General features: G+C 67.7%; 19 protein-coding genes. 5 read left to right on the top strand and 14 right to left on the bottom strand.

Annotated elements, in window-relative coordinates:
• Positions 1 to 93: 93 nt before the first annotated feature.
• Positions 94 to 1,506, bottom strand: coding sequence for a flavin monoamine oxidase family protein (locus QX073_RS15705; protein ID WP_316225998.1), 1,413 nt, complete (start codon positions 1,504 to 1,506; stop codon positions 94 to 96).
• A 194-nt stretch (positions 1,507 to 1,700) separates the two neighbouring features.
• Here QX073_RS15705 and QX073_RS15700 point away from each other — a divergent pair, with 194 nt between their 5' ends.
• Positions 1,701 to 2,678: a YiiX/YebB-like N1pC/P60 family cysteine hydrolase gene (locus tag QX073_RS15700; RefSeq protein ID WP_315716844.1), complete on the top strand. Its 978-nt coding sequence runs from the start codon at positions 1,701 to 1,703 to the stop codon at positions 2,676 to 2,678.
• Between the two features lie 12 nt (positions 2,679 to 2,690).
• Here QX073_RS15700 and QX073_RS15695 read toward each other — a convergent pair whose 3' ends face one another.
• Both QX073_RS15695 and QX073_RS15690 read right to left on the bottom strand, forming a co-directional pair.
• Positions 2,691 to 2,966 (bottom strand): metal-sensitive transcriptional regulator, encoded by a 276-nt coding sequence (locus tag QX073_RS15695; RefSeq protein WP_315716843.1) that lies wholly within the window; start codon positions 2,964 to 2,966, stop codon positions 2,691 to 2,693.
• A 15-nt stretch (positions 2,967 to 2,981) separates the two neighbouring features.
• Entirely contained in the window at positions 2,982 to 3,239 is a 258-nt protein-coding gene (locus tag QX073_RS15690) for a hypothetical protein (RefSeq protein ID WP_316225997.1), read from the bottom strand.
• Here QX073_RS15690 and QX073_RS15685 point away from each other — a divergent pair.
• Complete coding sequence (locus QX073_RS15685) at positions 3,238 to 5,706, top strand: heavy metal translocating P-type ATPase (protein WP_316225996.1); 2,469 nt, start codon at positions 3,238 to 3,240, stop codon at positions 5,704 to 5,706. The genes QX073_RS15690 and QX073_RS15685 overlap by 2 nt on opposite strands.
• Positions 5,707 to 5,782: 76 nt before the next feature.
• The gene (locus tag QX073_RS15680; RefSeq protein ID WP_315825677.1) at positions 5,783 to 6,535 is read left to right on the top strand and encodes a sulfate transporter family protein; all 753 of its coding nucleotides are present in this window, start codon (positions 5,783 to 5,785) and stop codon (positions 6,533 to 6,535) included.
• Here the strand turns inward: QX073_RS15680 and QX073_RS15675 are convergent.
• The 4 genes from QX073_RS15675 to nth form a co-directional block, all read right to left on the bottom strand.
• Complete coding sequence (locus QX073_RS15675) at positions 6,473 to 8,092, bottom strand: DHA2 family efflux MFS transporter permease subunit (RefSeq protein ID WP_316225995.1); 1,620 nt, start codon at positions 8,090 to 8,092, stop codon at positions 6,473 to 6,475. The genes QX073_RS15680 and QX073_RS15675 overlap by 63 nt on opposite strands.
• Positions 8,089 to 8,595: an isoprenylcysteine carboxyl methyltransferase family protein gene (locus tag QX073_RS15670; protein WP_315716838.1), complete on the bottom strand. Its 507-nt coding sequence runs from the start codon at positions 8,593 to 8,595 to the stop codon at positions 8,089 to 8,091. Before QX073_RS15670 ends, QX073_RS15675 begins: the two co-directional genes overlap by 4 nt.
• Positions 8,592 to 9,644 carry a type III polyketide synthase gene (locus QX073_RS15665; protein ID WP_315716837.1) on the bottom strand — a complete coding sequence of 351 codons (1,053 nt, stop codon included), beginning with the start codon at positions 9,642 to 9,644 and terminating at the stop codon, positions 8,592 to 8,594. Before QX073_RS15665 ends, QX073_RS15670 begins: the two co-directional genes overlap by 4 nt.
• Before the next feature lie 209 nt (positions 9,645 to 9,853).
• Positions 9,854 to 10,678: an endonuclease III gene (gene nth, locus QX073_RS15660; protein WP_315825679.1), complete on the bottom strand. Its 825-nt coding sequence runs from the start codon at positions 10,676 to 10,678 to the stop codon at positions 9,854 to 9,856.
• Between the two features lie 22 nt (positions 10,679 to 10,700).
• On the opposite strand from nth, the gene QX073_RS15655 reads away from it, so the two are divergent.
• Both QX073_RS15655 and QX073_RS15650 read left to right on the top strand, forming a co-directional pair.
• The gene (locus tag QX073_RS15655) at positions 10,701 to 11,234 is read left to right on the top strand and encodes a DUF2244 domain-containing protein (RefSeq protein WP_316186449.1); all 534 of its coding nucleotides are present in this window, start codon (positions 10,701 to 10,703) and stop codon (positions 11,232 to 11,234) included.
• A gap of 320 nt (positions 11,235 to 11,554) precedes the next feature.
• Positions 11,555 to 12,454, top strand: coding sequence for a bifunctional helix-turn-helix domain-containing protein/methylated-DNA--[protein]-cysteine S-methyltransferase (locus tag QX073_RS15650; protein WP_316186620.1), 900 nt, complete (start codon positions 11,555 to 11,557; stop codon positions 12,452 to 12,454).
• Positions 12,455 to 13,057: 603 nt separating this feature from the next.
• On the opposite strand, the gene QX073_RS15645 is transcribed toward QX073_RS15650, so the two are convergent.
• The 7 genes from QX073_RS15645 to dnaJ all read right to left on the bottom strand — a co-directional run bounded on the left by QX073_RS15645 (position 13,058) and on the right by dnaJ (position 18,286).
• Positions 13,058 to 13,681: a 2,3-bisphosphoglycerate-dependent phosphoglycerate mutase gene (locus QX073_RS15645; protein ID WP_316183676.1), complete on the bottom strand. Its 624-nt coding sequence runs from the start codon at positions 13,679 to 13,681 to the stop codon at positions 13,058 to 13,060.
• A gap of 24 nt (positions 13,682 to 13,705) precedes the next feature.
• The gene (gene dapB, locus QX073_RS15640) at positions 13,706 to 14,524 is read right to left on the bottom strand and encodes a 4-hydroxy-tetrahydrodipicolinate reductase (RefSeq protein WP_315716833.1); all 819 of its coding nucleotides are present in this window, start codon (positions 14,522 to 14,524) and stop codon (positions 13,706 to 13,708) included.
• A 94-nt stretch (positions 14,525 to 14,618) separates the two neighbouring features.
• Positions 14,619 to 14,921, bottom strand: a complete 303-nt coding sequence (locus tag QX073_RS15635) for a DUF1330 domain-containing protein (RefSeq protein WP_315716832.1) — start codon at positions 14,919 to 14,921, stop codon at positions 14,619 to 14,621.
• A 33-nt stretch (positions 14,922 to 14,954) separates the two neighbouring features.
• Positions 14,955 to 15,686: an orotidine-5'-phosphate decarboxylase gene (gene pyrF, locus QX073_RS15630; protein ID WP_316186448.1), complete on the bottom strand. Its 732-nt coding sequence runs from the start codon at positions 15,684 to 15,686 to the stop codon at positions 14,955 to 14,957.
• Between the two features lie 6 nt (positions 15,687 to 15,692).
• Positions 15,693 to 16,271, bottom strand: coding sequence for an NAD(P)H-dependent oxidoreductase (locus QX073_RS15625; protein ID WP_316186447.1), 579 nt, complete (start codon positions 16,269 to 16,271; stop codon positions 15,693 to 15,695).
• A 45-nt stretch (positions 16,272 to 16,316) separates the two neighbouring features.
• Positions 16,317 to 16,919, bottom strand: coding sequence for a class I SAM-dependent methyltransferase (locus QX073_RS15620; RefSeq protein WP_315716829.1), 603 nt, complete (start codon positions 16,917 to 16,919; stop codon positions 16,317 to 16,319).
• 236 nt (positions 16,920 to 17,155) lie between these two features.
• Complete coding sequence (gene dnaJ, locus QX073_RS15615) at positions 17,156 to 18,286, bottom strand: molecular chaperone DnaJ (protein WP_315716828.1); 1,131 nt, start codon at positions 18,284 to 18,286, stop codon at positions 17,156 to 17,158.
• Positions 18,287 to 18,356: the final 70 nt, after the last annotated feature.

Below are 18,356 nucleotides of genomic sequence, written 5' to 3'. Positions count from 1 at the left end.
GTAGGGTAGGCAAAGGCGCAGCCGTGCCATTCACGCTTGAGATCGCAGTTGCGCCGCGCCCACCCTCTTGCTGATGAGCTTGCGGATCGACGGTCAATCCTCCGGCGAGGCCGAGCGCACCTTGCCGCGACGGCGCGGTCGTTGCCGCTCACTGCTCGGCTCCGGCTCGGCGTCCTTGATCGCACCGATCCGGCGCAGCGCGGCTTCCGCGGCGCGCTCGCCGGAGTCCCAGGCGCCGTCGACCGTGCCCCACAGCGTTTCGTGCGTGGCCTCTCCCGCAAGAAACAGCGGACCCAAGGGCTCGCCCAATATTTTGCGGGCGCCCTGGCTGCCGGGCGTGGCCGCCGACATCGCGCCGAGCACGCTCGGCGCCAGATTCCAGCGCGTCGCTGCGGACGACTTCACCGCTGCGGCGGCCTCACTTCCAAACAGCTTGCCGATCCACTCCCTGGCGAAGTCGACCATCGCCGCCTCGCCCTGCGCTGATAGTTGGCGGCCGAAGGCGCCGGCAACATCGACGGTACAAAGCGACGATCCACCGATATTGGCAAGCAGCAGACCTGTGCGGCTGGAATTGCTCTGCTCGATGATGACCTCGTCCCGCGACAGGCCGAGCGGATTGCCCGCCAGCATCAGCGCAATGTGATCATAGCTGCCGAGGCTGAGCTTCGCAGCGGCGTCGAGCTGCCGCTTGGGCAGCTCGGGCGCGAACTTGATGGCGCCTGATGTCAGGACGTTGGTCGACACCGTGAGGATGACGGCGCGCGCCGCGATTCGCCCCGCCGGCGTTTCCACCGCGACGTCGCGGTTGGCCCACACGACGCGCGTTGCTGGAGTCGACAGCGACAACGGCAACGATTCGCCGAGCCTGGCGATGAACGTGCCCAGCCCCTGGCGGCAGGCCAGCGGCGCGCTGCGGTCCTGCGCACGCGCCTTGTCCATCGCGGAGAGATCGGCGAGATCCTTCCCGGTCGCGCTGGCGCCGAGCACGAATGCGGTGGTGCTGGTCCAGTCGCCCAGATCTTTCGGCAGCGCCGCGGCGCAGGAGGTATCGAGCTTGCCGCGCGCCGCCTCGTCGATGGCGCGATTGGCGCGCACCAGCCCCGCCAGGAACTGCTCGGTCTCGCCGGGCCGCGCATTGCGCCGGCCGACGCGGATCTTCTGCCCGACGGGAGCCGCGACGAGATCGAGTCCGAGACCGCGCGCGAGCCTGCTGATGGGATTGCCGTCGGCGTTGAGCAGCCAGCGGGCGCCGCGATCGAACGGCACGCCGAAGGTGGCAGCATCCGTGCGGCAACGGCCGCCGAGCTGCGGCGCGGCCTCCAGCACCACGACCTTGCGATTGGCCGCGACGATGCGGCGGGCCGCGGCGATTCCCGCCGCGCCCGCCCCGATCACGACAATGTCAGCCTCGCGTGGAACAGCCGCCTGCGCGGCGCGGCCGGCGATGGGCAGCACGGCCAGCGCCGCGGAAGCGGAGAGGAAGCCGCGGCGCGTGACATTCATGACATGGTTTCCGAAAGCTTTGAACCAAACGAATACCCGCCGAATTTGCCGCATCTGCCGCGCTGCGGCAACCGGGATGGTAAACGTGATACCGTGCAGAACGCGTCCACTATGAACCAAATTGCAACCGCAATCGACCATCATGGAAGAAGGGAAAAAAGCCGGCGACCGGCCAAGGTCGCCCGGGGAGCGTTATGGGTATCGTGCTTGATCAGATCGGCAAGCTGATTGCCGCCTATCTCCAGAAGGAGATCCCCGGCTATGAGCCGTTCACGCCGAGCGATCCGGACTATCTGCGCAAGGACGTCCAGCCCGGCGACGTGCTGCTCGTCGAGGGCAACAGCCGCATCTCCGGCATCATCAAATACCTCACGCAGTCGACCTGGTCGCACGCCGCGCTCTATGTCGGACCGATCGACGGCGCCGTCGAGCCCGACGGCGAGCCGCATGTGCTGGTCGAGGCCTATGTCGGCGACGGCGTGATCTCGGCGCCGCTGTCGAAATATTTCGCCTATCACACCCGTGTGTGCCGTCCGGTCGGCCTGACCTATGAGGACCGGCACACGGTGTGCCGCTACGCCATCAATCGCATCGGCTTCGGCTACGACACCAAGAACATCATCGACCTGATGCGCTATCTGATCCCGATGCCGATTCCGCAACGCTGGCGGCGGCGCATGATCGCGCTGGGCTCGGGTGATCCGACCAAGATGATCTGCTCGGCGCTGATCGCGCAGGCCTTCGATGCGGTGCGCTACCCGATCCTGCCCAAGATCACGCGGGCGCCATCGCGGCGCGCCAAGCGCGAGATCCTGCACATCCGCGATTCCTCGCTCTACATGCCGCGCGACTTCGACATCTCGCCCTATTTCGAGATCGTCAAGCCGACCATCGTCAATGGATTCGACTACACGACCCTGCATTGGGCCGACAAGCAGAAGCCGCTCGCGGAGGTAGCGGGCGAGTTCGCCGTGTTTCCAGGAGCCATCACAGCGCCGCCGCTCGTTCCTGAGACGGCTGACGAAGAGGCGACGCAGCAGGCTGCGGCTGAGGAAATAGTTGCGAAGCTCGGCGAACGGCTCGTGGTCAACGAGCATTTTCTCGTCGCCGAGCCGGTACGAAACGTCGCGCCACGTCCGACCGCACGCCGCCGCAACAAGGTGGCGGTCTGAGCTGGGCTGACCTCAGCGATCAGACCGGCCGATCACATCCATCAACTCCGCGATCTTCTGCCGTTGATCGGCCTTGTCGCCCGATGCGATGGCGTGCTCGACGCAATGGGCGACGTGGTCGCGCAAAATCTCCTCCTCGACCCGGCGCAACGCCGCCCGCACAGCGGAGATCTGGGTGACGATGTCGATGCAGTAGCGGTTGTCCTCGACCATTTTCGACAGGCCCCTGACCTGCCCTTCGATCCGACTCAAACGTTTCTGACAGGATGTCTTGATGTCCTCGCGCATGCAGCCTATATACCCCTACAGGGTATAGGTTTCAAGAGGCCGAGCGATGTCGGAAACCAGACACGAGCATGGCGTCGCGGCGGGCGGCGAGGGCGGATGCGGCTGTGGATCGCGCGCGCGCGCGGTGGAAACCGGACGCGAACAGGCATCCGCGGACAGTTGTTGCAGCGATCGTGCCGGCGCGGCGCCTGCCAGCGCTTCGGGCGGCTGCTGCGGCGGCTCGGACCACGCCGCGCCTGAACCAGCGAAGGTAACGGATCCGGTCTGCGGCATGTCGGTCGATCCCGCGACCTCGAAGCATCGCTTCGAGCATCAGGGACAGACCTTCCATTTCTGCTCCGCAGGCTGCCGGGCCAAGTTCGCCGCCGATCCGGCGAAATATCTCGCGACGGCCGCAGCGCCTGCGGCTGCGCAGTCATGCTGTGGCGGTCATGACCACCATGAGCATGACCCGGCAAAGGTTATCGATCCCGTCTGCGGCATGAGCGTCGATCCCGCGACCTCGAAGCATCGCTTCGACCACGAGGGTCACACGTTCCATTTCTGCTCGGCCGGCTGCCGCACCAAGTTCGCAGCCGAGCCCGACAAATATCTCGGCGAGCGGGAGCCGCCGCCGGAGATGCCGGCGGGCACGATCTACACCTGCCCGATGCATCCCGAGATACGTCAGGAAGGCCCAGGCACCTGCCCGATCTGCGGCATGGCGCTCGAGCCCGACGTCATCAGCCTCGACGATGCGCCCAATCCCGAGCTCGCCGACATGAGCAGGCGGTTCTGGATCGGCGCTGTGCTGTCGGCACCCGTTGTCGTGCTCGAGATGGGCGGACATCTCGTCGGCGGCCACGGCCTGATCGATCCCGTGCTGTCGAACTGGATCCAGTTCGCGCTGGCGACGCCGGTGGTGCTGTGGGCCGGCTGGCCGTTCTTCGTACGCGGCTGGCAGTCGGTCCAGACCCGCAATCTCAACATGTTCACCTTGATCGCAATGGGCACGGGCGTCGCCTATGTCTACAGCGTGATCGCGACCGTCGCGCCGCAGGCGTTTCCGCCGGCGTTCCGCGGCCATGGCGGCGCGGTGGCGGTGTATTTCGAGGCGGCCTCGGTCATCACCGTCCTCGTCCTGCTCGGCCAGGTGCTGGAGCTGCGCGCGCGCGAGGCAACGTCGGGAGCGATCAAGGCGCTGTTGCAGCTCGCGCCCAAAACAGCGCGCCGCCTCGACACCGACGGCAACGATCATGAGGTGGAGATCGCCGAGCTCGCGGTCGGCGATCGCCTGCGTGTGCGCCCGGGCGAGAAGGTGCCGGTCGACGGCATCATTCTCGAAGGCCGCTCGTCGCTCGACGAATCGCTTGTCACCGGCGAGTCGATGCCGGTGACCAAGGACGAGGGCGAGCGCGTCATCGCCGGCACCTTGAACCAGACCGGCAGCTTCGTGATGCGCGCCGACAAGGTCGGCCGCGAGACCCTGCTGTCGCAGATCGTGCAGATGGTCGCCGATGCGCAGCGCTCGCGCGCGCCGATCCAGCGCCTCGCCGATCAGGTCGCGGGCTGGTTCGTGCCGATGGTGATCGCTGCTGCCATTGCCGCCTTCGTCGCGTGGTACGCGTTCGGTCCCGAGCCGCGCTTCGCCTTCGGCCTCGTCGCCGCGGTGAGCGTGCTGATCATCGCCTGTCCCTGCGCGCTCGGTCTTGCGACGCCGATGTCGATCATGGTCGGGGTCGGCCGCGGCGCCCAGGCCGGCGTGCTGATCAAGAGCGCCGAGGCGCTGGAGCGGATGGAGAAGGTCGATACGCTGGTCGTCGACAAGACCGGCACCCTGACCGAGGGCAAGCCGAAGGTGACCAGCATCGTCACCGCTCAGGGCTTCGACGAGGCCGACGCGCTGCGGCTGGCCGCCAGCGTCGAGCGCGCCAGCGAGCATCCGCTGGCCGAGGCCATCGTCCGGCATGCCGCGGAGCGCAACATCAAGCTCGCCGACGTCAAGAACTTCGACGCGCCGACCGGCAAGGGCGCGCGCGGCGAGGTCGACGGCAAGGCCATCGTACTCGGCAATGCGACCTATCTCGCCTCGCTCGGCATCATCACCGATACGCTCGGCGTCGAGAACAAGCGGCTGCGCGAAGAGGGCGCCACCGTGATCACGATGGCCGTCGACGGCAAGCCGTCTGCGCTGTTTGCGGTCGCCGATCCGGTCAAGGCGTCGACGCCGGAGGCGCTAAAGGCACTCGCGGCCGACGGCATCAAGGTGATCATGCTGACCGGCGACAACCGCACCACCGCCACCGCGGTCGCGCGCAAGATCGGCATCACCGAGGTCGAGGCCGAGGTGCTGCCGGAGCAGAAGAGCGCGGTGGTCGCGCGTCTGCGCGCCAGCGGCAAGATCGTCGCGATGGCCGGCGACGGCGTCAACGATGCGCCGGCGCTCGCCGCGGCCGACGTCGGCATCGCCATGGGCACCGGCACCGACGTTGCCATGGAGAGCGCCGGCATCACGCTGCTGCAGGGCGACCTCGGCGGTATCGCGCGGGCGCGAAAACTGTCGGCGGCGACGATGCGCAACATCCGCCAGAACCTGTTCTTCGCGTTCATCTACAACGCCGCCGGCATCCCGATCGCCGCCGGCATCCTCTACCCCGTGTTCGGCATCCTGTTGTCGCCGATCATCGCGGCCGCCGCGATGTCGCTGTCGTCGGTCAGCGTGGTCGGCAACGCGCTGCGGCTGCGGGCGACCGATCTTTGATACGATACCGGCGGACTTGCCGAAGCCCGCCGGCATGTCTACCTCTGCCGCGGGCTTTGCAGCGAGGGACCCCGCCATGATCGACGCCGCCATCAAGGCGATTTCGCAGATTCTGTCGCCGCCGATGCGCTCGATCCTGTGGCGCTCGATCGGGCTGGCGCTGGTGCTGGTCACGGTGCTCGCGATCGGGCTGCAGCGGCTCCTGACCTGGCTCGCGACTGCCGGCGAGGGCTGGGCGGAGGCCATGCTCGGGCCGAACTCGCACGGCACGCTGGAGGTGCTGACCTGGATCATCTCGATCGCCGCCGGCTTCGGCGTCGTGTTCGGCGGCATCATGCTGATGCCGGCAATCACCTCGGTGATCGCGAGCCTGTTCGTCGACGACGTCGCCGACCTCGTCGAGCGCGAGCATTATCCGGCCGAGCGCCCCGGCGCCGCCCTGCCATTCGGCGTCGCCATCATCGAGGGCCTCAAGGCCGCCGGCCTCACCATCCTGGTCTATCTGGTCGCCCTGCCCTTCGTGTTCCTCGCCGGCGCCGGCTTCGTGATCTTCTTCCTCGCCACCGCGTGGCTGCTCGGCCGCGAATATTTCGAGCTCGCCGCGATGCGCTTCCGGCCGCCGGCGGAGGCCAAGGCGATGCGGCGCGACAATGCGATCACGGTGTTCACCGCGGGGCTGATCATCGCGGCCTTCGTCACCATCCCGATCGTGAACCTGGCGACGCCGCTGTTCGGCATGGCCTTCATGGTCCACCTGCACAAGCGCCTATCCGGACCGCGGCCCGAGCTGATCGAGCCGTCGCCGGAGCGCCGGCTGCGCAGCCTCTAGCGCCATCATCCGCGGCGACAGGCTCGCCGCCTTGCTGCGGGCGAAGGGGATCAGCAGGAAGCCGAGCAGCGCGACACCGGCGAGCAGTGACCACGCCTCGTTGACGCACAGCGCCAGCGAGGCCTTCTCCACCAGCGGCCGGACATAGGCGATCGCCTGCTCCTCCGAGATGCCGCGCGGCCGGTTGCGCAGCAGCTCCGGCGCGAGCCCGATCGCCTTGGCCGCCGCGGTATCGCCGGCCAGCAGGCGGTCGCGAAACGCCTGGGCATGCATGGCGACGCGGCCATAGATGATGGTGTCGATCAGCGCGATGCCGATGGCGCCGCCGAGATTACGCATCAGGTTGAACAGCCCGCTGGCGTCGGCGACCTCGGCCTGTGGCAGGTCGCCGAGCGCGATCCGCGTCGGCGGCAGCAGGCAGAACATGATGCCGACGCCGCGCACCACCTGCGGCCAGAACATCTCCTGATAGTCGGCGGTCGGCGGCTGGAACGCGCTCGCGGCCAGACCGGAGCCGAACAGCACGAAACCGAACGCCGTCAGGAGACGCGCGTCGACCTTGCCGTCCAGCGCCGTCACCAGCGGAGCGGCGATCAGTTGCGCCACGCCGGTGACCAGCATGATCTTGCCGATCTCGAACGCATCGTGGCCGCGCACGAAGGCGAGGAACACCGGCATCAGATACACCGAGCCGAACAGCCCGATGCCCAGACAGAAGCTCGACAGGCAGCCGAGCGTGAACGACCGCCGCTGAAAGCTGCCGAGCCGCAGGATCGGCTGCGGTGAGGTCAGCAGGCGCTGGACGAGCAAGGTGAGGCACGACGCGCTCAGCACCAGGAACGCGATGCAGTTCGACGACAGCCAGCCGCCCTTCGGCGCCTCCTTCAGCCCGAGCTCGAGGCTGGCCAGGGACACTGCGAGCAGCAGCAGCGCAAACAGGTCGAGCTTGTCGAGCTCCGCGAGGTCCATGCGCTGCTTCGGCAGCAGGCCGGGCGTCGCCAGCGCGGCGACGAGGCCGGGCGCGATGTTGATCAGGAACAGCCAGGGCCACGACCAAGTGTTGGTGATGAAGCCGCCGACGACCGGGCCGATGGTCGGCGCGAGCACCGCGACCACGCCGCCGATCGTCGTCGCGACCGCGTGCAGGCGCGGTGGAAACAGCAGGAACACGGCGGAGAACACCACGGGAATCAAGAGACCACCGAAGAAGCCCTGCAGCACGCGGAACGCCAGCAGCGTGTGAAAATCGCCGCTGAACGCGCAACCGAGCGAGGCGGCGGTGAAGATGCCGACGGCGCCGACGAACAGCCAGCGCAACGTGAACACCCGCGTGAGCAACCCGGTCAGCGGAATGGCGATGATCTCGGCGATCAGATACGCCGTCTGGATCCAGCTCATCGCCTCCGGTGTGATGCCGAGCGCCTCCTGGATGGTCGGCAGCGACGTCGCCACCACCTGGATGTCCAGGATCGCCATGAACATGCCGACGCACATCAGGATGAAGCCGAGCCAGGTGGCGAGGCTCGGACGATCCTGCGGCGCGGCCGATGCGCTCATGCGGTCTGGCCGCCGCCGATGCCGGTGAGTGCTTCCGATTCGGCGCGGATGCGGATGAACAGCACCGCCGCATTCAGGCCGGAGAAGATCAGGGCGATCAGCGGCAGATGCAGCGCCAGCGGCAGCAGCGCGATCTCGGCTGCGACCACCAGATAGTTCGGATGCGAGATGTAACGATAGGGACCATCGGTGACGAGGGGCGCCCCCGGCAGGATGATGATGCGCGTCGTCCAGCGCGGACCGAGCGTCGCCAGCACCCACCAGCGCAGCCCCTGCAGCAGCACGAAGCCGCTCAAGAGCCACGGGTCGACCTCCTGGTCGGCGCCGAGCAGCCACAGCGATACCAGCCAGGCCGCATGCATCGAGATCATCAGCGGATAATGATCCGCCCCGACCTCAACCGCGCCCATGGCGCGCAGGCGCTTGGTGTTGTGGCGGGCGAGCACGAGCTCGCCGAGCCGCTGCATGGTGACGAGGGCGAGGACGAAGGCGGCGAAGGTCATGCGGCGTGCCTCAATGAAACGCAGCTTGCGGTGAACCCAGGTCCGAGCGCAGTCAGCACCGAGCGCGGCGGCAAGCCCCGGGCGCGGGCGCGCTCCAGCACGAACAGCACCGTCGGCGCGGACATGTTGCCGTAGTCGGCGATGATCTCGCGCTCATGATCCAGCGTGCCCTGATCCAGCGACAGCGCGCGCTCCAGCGCCGTGATCACCTTGGCGCCGCCGGGATGGCAGACGAAGCGGTCGACGTCGGCAGGCGCGAGCTTCATCCGGTCCAGGATCTCGTTGACCGCGGGGCCCATGTTCTCGGTGACGAAGTCCGGAATGGTGCGCTGGAAGATCACGCCAAAACCTTCGGGATCGACGCTCCAGCCCATGATGTCGAGCGTATCGGGCCACAGCTTCTCGCCGGTCGCCTCGACGCGGATAGCGCCGCCATCGCCGGCGCGCAGGATCGCGGCCGCCGCGCCATCGCCGAACAGGCTCAGCGCGACGATGTTGGCCTTCGTCAACTCATCATGGCGGACAGCCAGTGTGCACAGTTCGAAGGTCACCAGCAGCACGTTGGTGCCGGGCCGGGCCTGCGCCAGGCGCGCGGCGATCGACAGGCCCGAGACGCCGCCGGCGCAGCCGAGCCCGAACACCGGCACGCGCGACACGTCCGCGCGAAAACCCAGGCGGCCGGCGACGCGCGCTTCCAAGGTCGGCGTCGCGATACCCGTCGAGCTCACGGTGACGATGGTGTCGATGTCGGCGGCGTTGAGATCGGCCTGCGCAAGCGCCTTGTTCGCCGCGTCGACGAACAGCGCCTCGGCGCCTTCGAGATAGGCTTCGGTGCGCTCCGGCCAGCCGCGCCGCTCCATGTACCATTCGATCGGCTTGACGCCGTAGCGCTGGCGGATGCCGGTGTTGGCGAACAGGCTCGCCATCGTGTCGAACTGCGGAAAGCGCGGCGCCAGCACCACGCGGGCGGCCTCCATCACTTCGTTCTGGCGAAACTGATGCGGTGGCACCGAGGTCGCGAGCGACACGAGTGCGGCAGTGTTGTCCATGCGGCTGATCCTTCAACGTCCCGGCGCAGAAAGGTCCGAGAACGCGGGAATCGTCACGCGCCACTCACATCGCCCCGGATTACGGGTGTCATCTTATGTCCAATGCGGGCGGCGATGTGGCCCGGCCATGGTGAGACGGCGTCGCGCCGTGACACAATAGTGACTGTCAAACGCGTTCTCAGGCGAAACCGTTCGTCACACACAACGTATCAGGCGGTCTTCTCCGGCCAGCGGCAGAGGTCCTTGATCAGGCACAGCTCGCAGCGCGGCTTGCGCGCCAGGCACGTGTAGCGGCCGTGCAGGATCAGCCAGTGATGGGCATGCAGCATGAACTCGGCCGGGATCGCCTTCTCCAGCCCGAGCTCGACCTCGAGCGGCGTCTTGCCGGGTGCCAGCCCGGTGCGGTTGCCGACGCGAAACACATGGGTGTCGACCGCCATCGTGTGCTCGCCGAACGCCATGTTGAGCACGACGTTCGCGGTCTTGCGGCCGGCACCGGGCAGCGACTCGAGCTCGGCGCGCGTGCGCGGCACCTCGCCGCCGAATTCGCTGATCAGCTTCTGCGACAGCGCGATCACGTTCCTGGCCTTGGTGCGGTAGAGGCCGACGGTCTTGATGTAGTCGCGGAGCTTGTCCTCGCCGAGCGCGATCATCTTCTGCGGCGTGTCGGCGACGGCGAACAGCGGCCGCGTCGCCTTGTTGACGCCGGCGTCGGTCGCCTGCGCCGACAGCACCACGGCCACCAGCAAGGTGTAGGGGTTGAGGTGCTCGAGCTCGCCCTTCGGCTCCGGATTGGCCTGTGCGAAGCGGCTGAAGGCCTCGCGGATCTCGGCCGGGGTCCAGGGCCTGGCCGCCTTCGACGCTGTCTTGACCGGCCGGGCAGGGCTCTTCGGCTTGGCCGTCGGAGCCTTCTTGGCGGCCCGTTTCGAGGCGGCCTTGGGGGCTGACTTGGGCCCGGCCTTGGGAGCGGCCTTCTTCAAGGGGCTGCGAACCGGCGCCGGCTTGGCGCGTTGGGGGCGGGTGATTTTGGCCATGATCCGGGTATACTGAGGCCCCATGACGCCAGGCAACGCTTTTGCGTATCAGGAGACCGGCACCGACGCCGCTGATCCCGAGCTGTTTTCGGCCCGGCTGACGCCGCATCGCTCGCTCAGCCGCACCGGCTTTCTGGTGCTGATGGCGGTGGTCTGCGCCATCAGCTTCATCGGCGGCATCGCCTCGCTCATGATGGGCGCCTGGCCGGTGCTCGGCTTCTTCGGCCTGGATGCGCTCGCGATCTACTGGGCCTTCAAGGTCAACTTCCGCCGCGCCAACGCCTATGAGGACGTCTCGATCACCCTGACCGAGCTGCGCCTGCGCCGCGTCAGCCACAAGGGCCACGTCATGGAATGGCGCTTCAACCCGCTCTGGGTGCGGCTCGACCAGGAGACCCACGAGGAGTTCGGTATCGAGCGCCTCTACCTGGTGGCGCGCGGCCAGCGCGTCGCCATCGCGAGCTTTTTGGGCCCGGAGGAGAAAGCCAGTTTTGCGAAGGCCCTCACGGCCGGGCTGCAGGCCGCGAAGCGCGGGCCGGTGTACAACCCGCTGTAGCGCGTCCAAGGGCACTGACTGCGGGCAGCTCTACCCAGGCGAAAGCGCCGCGAACACCCTCCGGCGTCGTTCCGGGGCGCGCGCAGCGCGAGCCCGGAACCCATACCCACAGGACCTTGTGTGGGGCACGCGGGTAGTGGGCATCTCGCCTCACACGTCTTCTCGTGGTTATGGATTCCGGGCTCATCGCTGCGCGATGCCCCGGAATGACGGAGCAAGCCGGGAAACTCCTGTTTCAAGCCGAAGCCGATCGCAACGCCCCTAGCCTCCCGATCGGAAATCGGGTGGAGTCCGCGCCCCGGCCGCCCTACATCCGGATCATGATGACCCTCGCCATTCACGATTCCGCCCTGGCCAAGCCGGGCCCGCAACAATCGGCCGCGCTGCGCGACTACGATGCGGTGCGCCGCGCGATCGCGTTCATCTCCGAGCACTGGCGCCGGCAGCCGACCATCGAGGACATGGCCGACGCCGCCAGCCTCACGCCCGACGAGTTGCACCATCTGTTCCGGCGCTGGGCCGGGCTGACGCCGAAGGCGTTCATGCAGGCACTGACGCTCGATCACGCCAAGGGCCTGCTGAAGAGCTCAGCCAGCGTGCTCGACGCCGCGCTCGACTCGGGGCTTTCAGGCCCCGGCCGGCTGCACGATCTGTTCGTCACCCATGAAGCGATGTCGCCCGGCGAATGGAAGACCGGCGGCGCCGGCACCACGCTTCGTTACGGCTTCCACCCCTGCCCGTTCGGCATCGCGCTGGTGATGGCCACCCCGCGTGGCCTCGCCGGCCTCGCCTTCGCCGACCCCGGCGAGGAGGCTGGCGCGCTCGCCGACATGAAGAGCCGCTGGCCCCGCGCCACCTATATCGAAGACGTCCCCGGCACCGCCGGCCTCGCCCAGCGCATCTTCGACAAGACCCTGTGGCGGCCCGACCAGCCCTTGCGCGTCGTCCTGATCGGCACCGACTTCGAGGTCCGCGTCTGGGAAACCCTGCTCAAGATCCCCATGGGCCGCGCCGTCTGCTACTCGGACATCGCGACACGGCTGGAGTCGCCGAAAGCCTCGCGCGCGGTGGGCGCGGCGGTGGGAAAGAACCCGATCTCGTTCGTGGTGCCGTGCCATCGCGCGCTCGGCAAGAGCGGCGCGCTGACGGGCTATCATTGGGGGCTGACCCGGAAGCAGGCGATGATCGGGTGGGAGGCCGGGCAGGTGGGGATGGGGTAGAGCGGCGAGGCCGCTGCTACTCTCGCTGTCACCGTCCGCGAACGCTGACGATCCAGTAAACACCGACGTCTCGAGTCTCGCGACCGTCACGGCGTACTGGATGCCCCGCCTTCGCGGGGCATGACGACTGAGAAACTACGCAGCTTTTCGTACGACACGAATTCCAGTCAGGCGCCACTCTCTCCGCTGTCATTCCGGGGCGTGCGCAACACGAGCCCGGAATCCATCGCATGGCAGATCGTGGCGGTTGCGCTGCGCGAACGTCGCCAACTTTCGATGATGCCGACGGCAGGCGCCGCGATCTCAGTCTCACCCTCCCCTGGAGGGGGAGGGTCGATCGCGCGCGAAGCGGGCGAGCGGGGTGGGGTGAGCCGCGGAAACCGGTGCGAGTGGAGAGATCACCCCACCCCGGCTCACATGCGCTCCGCGCATCTGAGCCGACCCTCCCCCTCCAGGGGAGGGTGACAGCGGGGCTCACCTCGGCTGCTCTCAATTCTCTGCCCTTGAGAACGGGCAGAGGGAGCGCAGCGTCGATACGGCGGGGGCTGGGCTTCAACTCATGGGGATGCGATCACCCATGAGCAGTGGAATCTTGCGACGGTCCTAGCCCGCCAGATCCAGCTTCGACTCCACGGTCGAATCCGCATTCAACCGGTAGATGATCGGCACGCCAGTCGCCAGCTCGCGTTTCAGGATGCCTTCCGGCGTCAGCTTCTCCAGCACCATGATCAGGGCGCGCAGCGAGTTGCCGTGGGCGGCGACCAGGGTGCGCTGGCCGCGGAGGACGCCGGGGAGGATCTCCTGGACGTAGTAGGGCAGCGCGCGGGCGAGCGTGTCCTTGAGGCTCTCGCCGCCGGGCGGCGGGACGTCGTAGGAGCGGCGCCAGATGTGGACCTGCTCCTCGCCCCATCTGGCGCGGGCGTCGTCCTTGTTGAGGCCCGAGAGGTCACCATAGTCGCGCTCGTTGAGCGCGAGGTTCTTGGCTGTCGGCAGGCCGGTCTGGCCGAGCTCGGTCAGGATCAGGTCGAGCGTGTGCTGGGCGCGCGTCAGCACCGAGGTGAAGGCGACGTCGAAGACCAGTCCCTGCGCCTTCAGCTTGCGCCCGGCCTCCCTGGCCTCGGCCACGCCCTGCTCGGTCAGGTCCGGATCCTTCCAGCCGGTGAACAGGTTCTTCAGATTCCACTCGCTCTGGCCGTGGCGCACCAGCACCAGGAGACGTTCGCTCATCAGTTCGCTTCCATCGACGTTGAACTAGAACAGGTCCTTGAGGCCGAGCACGTCGTCCATCGTGTAGTAGCCCGGCGGCTTGCCATGGGCCCACAGCGCCGCCTTCAGCGCGCCATGGGCGAAGATCATGCGGTCCTCGGCCTGGTGCGACAGCACCAGCCGCTCCGAGGGACCGGCGAAGATGACGCTGTGATCGCCCGCCGCCGTGCCGCCGCGCAGCGAGGCGAAGCCGATGTCGCCGCTGCGGCGCTCGCCGGTGATGCCGTCGCGGCCGCGCGCGGAATGCTCGTCGAGCGCGATGCCGCGGCCCTCGGCGGCGGCGCGTCCGAGCATCAGCGCGGTGCCGGAGGGCGCGTCGACCTTGTGCTTGTGATGCATCTCGAGGATCTCGATGTCGAAGCCGGCATCGAGCGACTTCGCCACCTGCTTGACCAGCGCCGCCAGCAGGTTGACGCCGAGGCTCATGTTGCCGGACTGCACGACGATGGCGCGCTTGGTGACGCTCCTGATGACGGCGTCGTCCGACGCGGACAGGCCGGTGGTGCCGACGACGTGGACGATGCCGCGCTGGGCGGCGATGGCGACATTGGCGATGGTCGCGGCCGGGACGGTGAAATCGAGGATGCCGTCGGCCTCGGCGGACATGCTCCAGAGGTCGCCCGACAGCTTGATGCCGTTGGCGGGCAGGCCGGCGAGGGCGCCGGAGTCCTTGCCGATCAGCTCCGAGCCGGGGGCTTCGAGCGCGCCCGCCAGCACGGCGCCGTCGGTCTCGGCGATCGCGCGCACCAGGGCGCGGCCCATGCGGCCGCCGGCTCCGGCAACGATCAAGCGCATCTTGGACATGTCAACTCCTCTGCCCCTTCAAGGGCTATAGCCGGGGCTGATAGCGGCGGCAACCGAGCGAGGCCACGTCGACGGTGGCCGGGGCGGGCGGCGATCAGGGCTGCGGGCCGTCATAGCCCTCGATGATCACCAGATCGCCTTGCGAATGCGGCGCGCGCATCGCCACCAGCCGCTGGTATTCAGGGGAATTGTAGCACGCCAGCGCGGTCGCGTAGTCCTTGAACTCGATCACGACGTTGCGCGAGCGCGAGGTGCCTTCCTTGGTCTCGTACTGGCCGCCACGGACCAGGAATTTGGCGCCGTACTGGTGGAACACGGCGCCGTTCTGCGCGACGTAGTCCTTGTAGCCGTCCATGTTGTGTACGTCGATCCGCGCGATCCAATAGGCCTTGGGCATCCCTGTCGTCTCCTTGCACTCTGGCGCGCTTGCTCAAGCTCGGTTGGTCTTGCCGACCAGCGCGACGGCGCTGGCGATGTCGGCGACGATGCTCTCGGCGGCCGCTGCCGGATCGGCGGCGCCGGTGACGGGACGGCCGACGACGAGGCGGTCGGCGCCGCCGGCGATCGCCAGCGCCGGGGTCATGATGCGCTTCTGGTCGCCAACGTCCGATCCCGCCGGGCGGATCCCGGGGGTCACGAGCTGCATATCAGGGCCGACCAGCGGGCGGATGAGCTGGGTCTCCTCCGGCGACAGGATCAGGCCGTGGATGCCGATCTCCTTGGCCTGCCTGGCGCGGTGCGCCACGAGTTCCTTGACACCCATGGCGTAGCCGGCGGCGGCGAGGTCAGCATCGTCGTAGGAGGTCATGACGGTGACGGCGAGCAGCTCGAGGCTGGAGCCGGCAGCGCCGGCGAGCGCCGCCTTCATGCTCTGGGAGAAGCCGTGCACGGTGAGGAAGCGCGCGCCGAGCCTGGCGATCTGCCGGGTGGCGCGCTCGACGGTGTTCGGGATGTCGTGCAGCTTGAGGTCCATGAACACGTGCTTGCCCTCGGCCGCGAGCCGTTCGGCGAGACCGAGGCCGCCGGCATAGGTCAGCTCCATGCCGATCTTGTAGAACGTCACGGCGTCGCCGAGCTGTGCGATCATGGCTTCGGCCTCCGCCACGCTCGGCAAATCGAGCGCCACGATCAGGCGGTCGCGGGGAGCAATCTCGGTCGGCATGTCACCTCACATCGTATGTTGCGCTGTTGCGACCAGCTCCCGCACCAGCGCGTCGAGCGCCGTGATGTCGGCGGGCAGTTTGAGCCGGTCCATGTCGTTGTAGGCCTTGTCGGCGAAGGCCAGCGCAAGCTGGCTCGGGATCACCGTCGCGTTGCAGGCCGTCAGCATCAGACGCAACGCGGCAAGGGCGCGGATGCCGCCAAAGCGGTTCTCGGAGGCGGCGGCGATCGCAAACGGCCTGTTGCGGAACACCGCGCCGCGGCTGCCCGGCGGCTCGTCGACGCGCGAGATCCAGGTGATGGCGTTGGTCAGCAGCGGCGGCACCGAGGCGTTGTATTCCGGCGTCACCAGCAGCACGGCATGATGGACGCCGATCATGCGCGTCAGATTCACGGCGTGAAGTGGAATGCCCGATTGCGCCTCGAGGTCGGCGTCGTAGATCGGCAGCGGAAAGTCGGCGAGCGAGATGCGGGTGATGTCGGCGCCGGCCTGCACGAACTGATAGGCGGCGGCCGCGGCGAGCTTCGCGTTGTGCGAGCCGGCTCGGGTCGAACCGGGGATGATGAGCATCTTCAGCGCTGACATCGTGAGGTCGGTCAACGACCCGCCACGAAGGATCGCGGCCGCCGGTCAGGGCTTGCGATACACCCAGACGCGCGCTGGCGGAAGATTCATCCAGATGCGCTCGGAGGCCTGCGTGGTAACGCCAGGCAGCGACTTCGGAATCGGCGGCACGACGGAATAGGTGAACTGCACGAACGGCGCATTCGGCGACATCGCCGCGAACGCATCGCGGATCAGCTTCATGCGGGTCAGCATCGGCTTGGTCACGAGCGGCAGGCCGGAGACGACGGCCGAGGCCGGGGCGCCGAGCACGTTCCAGAGCGTGTCGCGAAGGCGATAGGCGTCGCCCTGGACCACCTTGGCCTGCGGGTAGCGGTCGCGCAGCAGGGCGCAGAAGCCCGGATTGTACTCGACCAGCACCAGCCGCTTCTGATCGACGCCATGTTCGACCAGCGCATTGGTGATCGCGCCGGTGCCCGGTCCGAGCTCGATGACGGGGCCTGTCCCGTGCGGATCGACGTACTGCGCCATGGTGCGGGCCAGCAGTCGGCCCGACGGCATGACGGCGCCCATGTGCAGCGGCTTTTCGATCCATGAGCGGAGGAAGCGCACTTCGTCGTCCAGACGGAGAGGCTTTTTCGACGCACGCACGGACGTTTGCAGGGGCATCTCAGTACCAGACGGGACCGTCTTCACGGCGATGTCAGAAAAGAGTCACAAAGACGTATAGGGCGCAGGCGGGGCGGTCAAGCCGAACCGTAACGTACGATTAAGGCTGGCGGGTCCGCGCTCTTACAGTTGCATTCGATAATTTTTTGCATGTGCGGAGCAGCAAATTCGCTCGACATCGACATTCCGATGCCGTTCAGCGAAAGCATGCGGCCCCGCGGTTCTGCACTCACGGCTCAGCTCGCCGCCTTGCCGAAGAAGTCCTTGACCTTGGTGAAGAAGCCGGCGGCCTCGGGCTGGGTTGCTCCCGAGGACAGCTTCTCGAACTCGGCCAGCAATTCCTGCTGCTTCTTGGTCAGGTTCTGCGGCGTCTCGACAACGATCTGGACATACATGTCGCCGGTCTGGCGCGAGCGCAGCACCGGCATGCCCTTGGCCGCGATCCGGAACCGGCGCCCGGACTGCGCACCGGCGGGAATCTTCACCTTGGTCTTGCCCTTGTCGATCGTGGGCACCTCGAACTCGCCGCCGAGCGCCGCGGTCACCATCGAGATCGGCACCCGGCAGTGTAGGTCGGCGCCGTCGCGCTGGAAGAACTCGTGAGCAGTCAACGACAGGAAGATGTAGAGATCGCCCGGCGGCCCGCCGCGCAGGCCCGCCTCGCCCTCGCCGGCGAGACGGATGCGGGTGCCGTCCTCGACGCCCTGGGGAATGTTGACGGACAGCGTGCGGTCACGGGTGACGCGGCCGGAGCCGGAGCATGACGGACAGGGGTCCTCGATCATCTGGCCGCGGCCGTGACAGCCGGGGCAGGTCCGCTCCAGGGTGAAGAAGCCTTGCGCCTGCCGCACGCGGCCGGCGCCGCCGCACATCGCGCAGGTCTTCGGCTTGGTGCCGGCCTTGGCGCCGGTGCCGGAGCAGGATTCGCAGGTCACCGAGACCGGAATTTCGATCTGTGCGGTCTTGCCCTGGAACGCCTCTTCCAAGGTGATTTCCATGTTGTAGCGCAGATCGGCACCGCGCTCGCGTCCGGTGCCGCCACGGCGCTGCCCGGCCATGCCGAACAGGTCTTCGAAGATGTCGGAGAACGAGGAGGCGAAGCCGGCGCCGAAGCCGTGCGCCCCGCCCATGCCGCCCTGCTCGAAGGCGGCGTGGCCATAGCGGTCGTAGGCGGCGCGCTTGTCGGCGTCGCGCAGCACCTCATAGGCCTCGTTGATTTCCTTGAATTTCACTTCGCTGGAGGCATCGCCCGGATTCTTGTCCGGGTGCCACTTCATGGCCAGCTTGCGGAAGGCGGCCTTGAGCTTGCTCTCGTCGGCGTCGCGCTCGACTTCCAGGGTCTCGTAGTAGCAGCGCTTGGTGGACATCAATCAAACCCGCCCGAACTTCGCCCAACAGGAACGGCTGGCGCGATCGCCGCGCGCGTTCCGGGTCAAT

This window comes from Bradyrhizobium sp. SZCCHNS3052 (assembly GCF_032484495.1).
Taxonomy (GTDB): Bacteria; Pseudomonadota; Alphaproteobacteria; order Rhizobiales; family Xanthobacteraceae; genus Bradyrhizobium.
The sequence above is the reverse complement of the archived record's forward strand: the minus strand, read 5'-3'. Positions and strand labels throughout refer to the sequence as shown.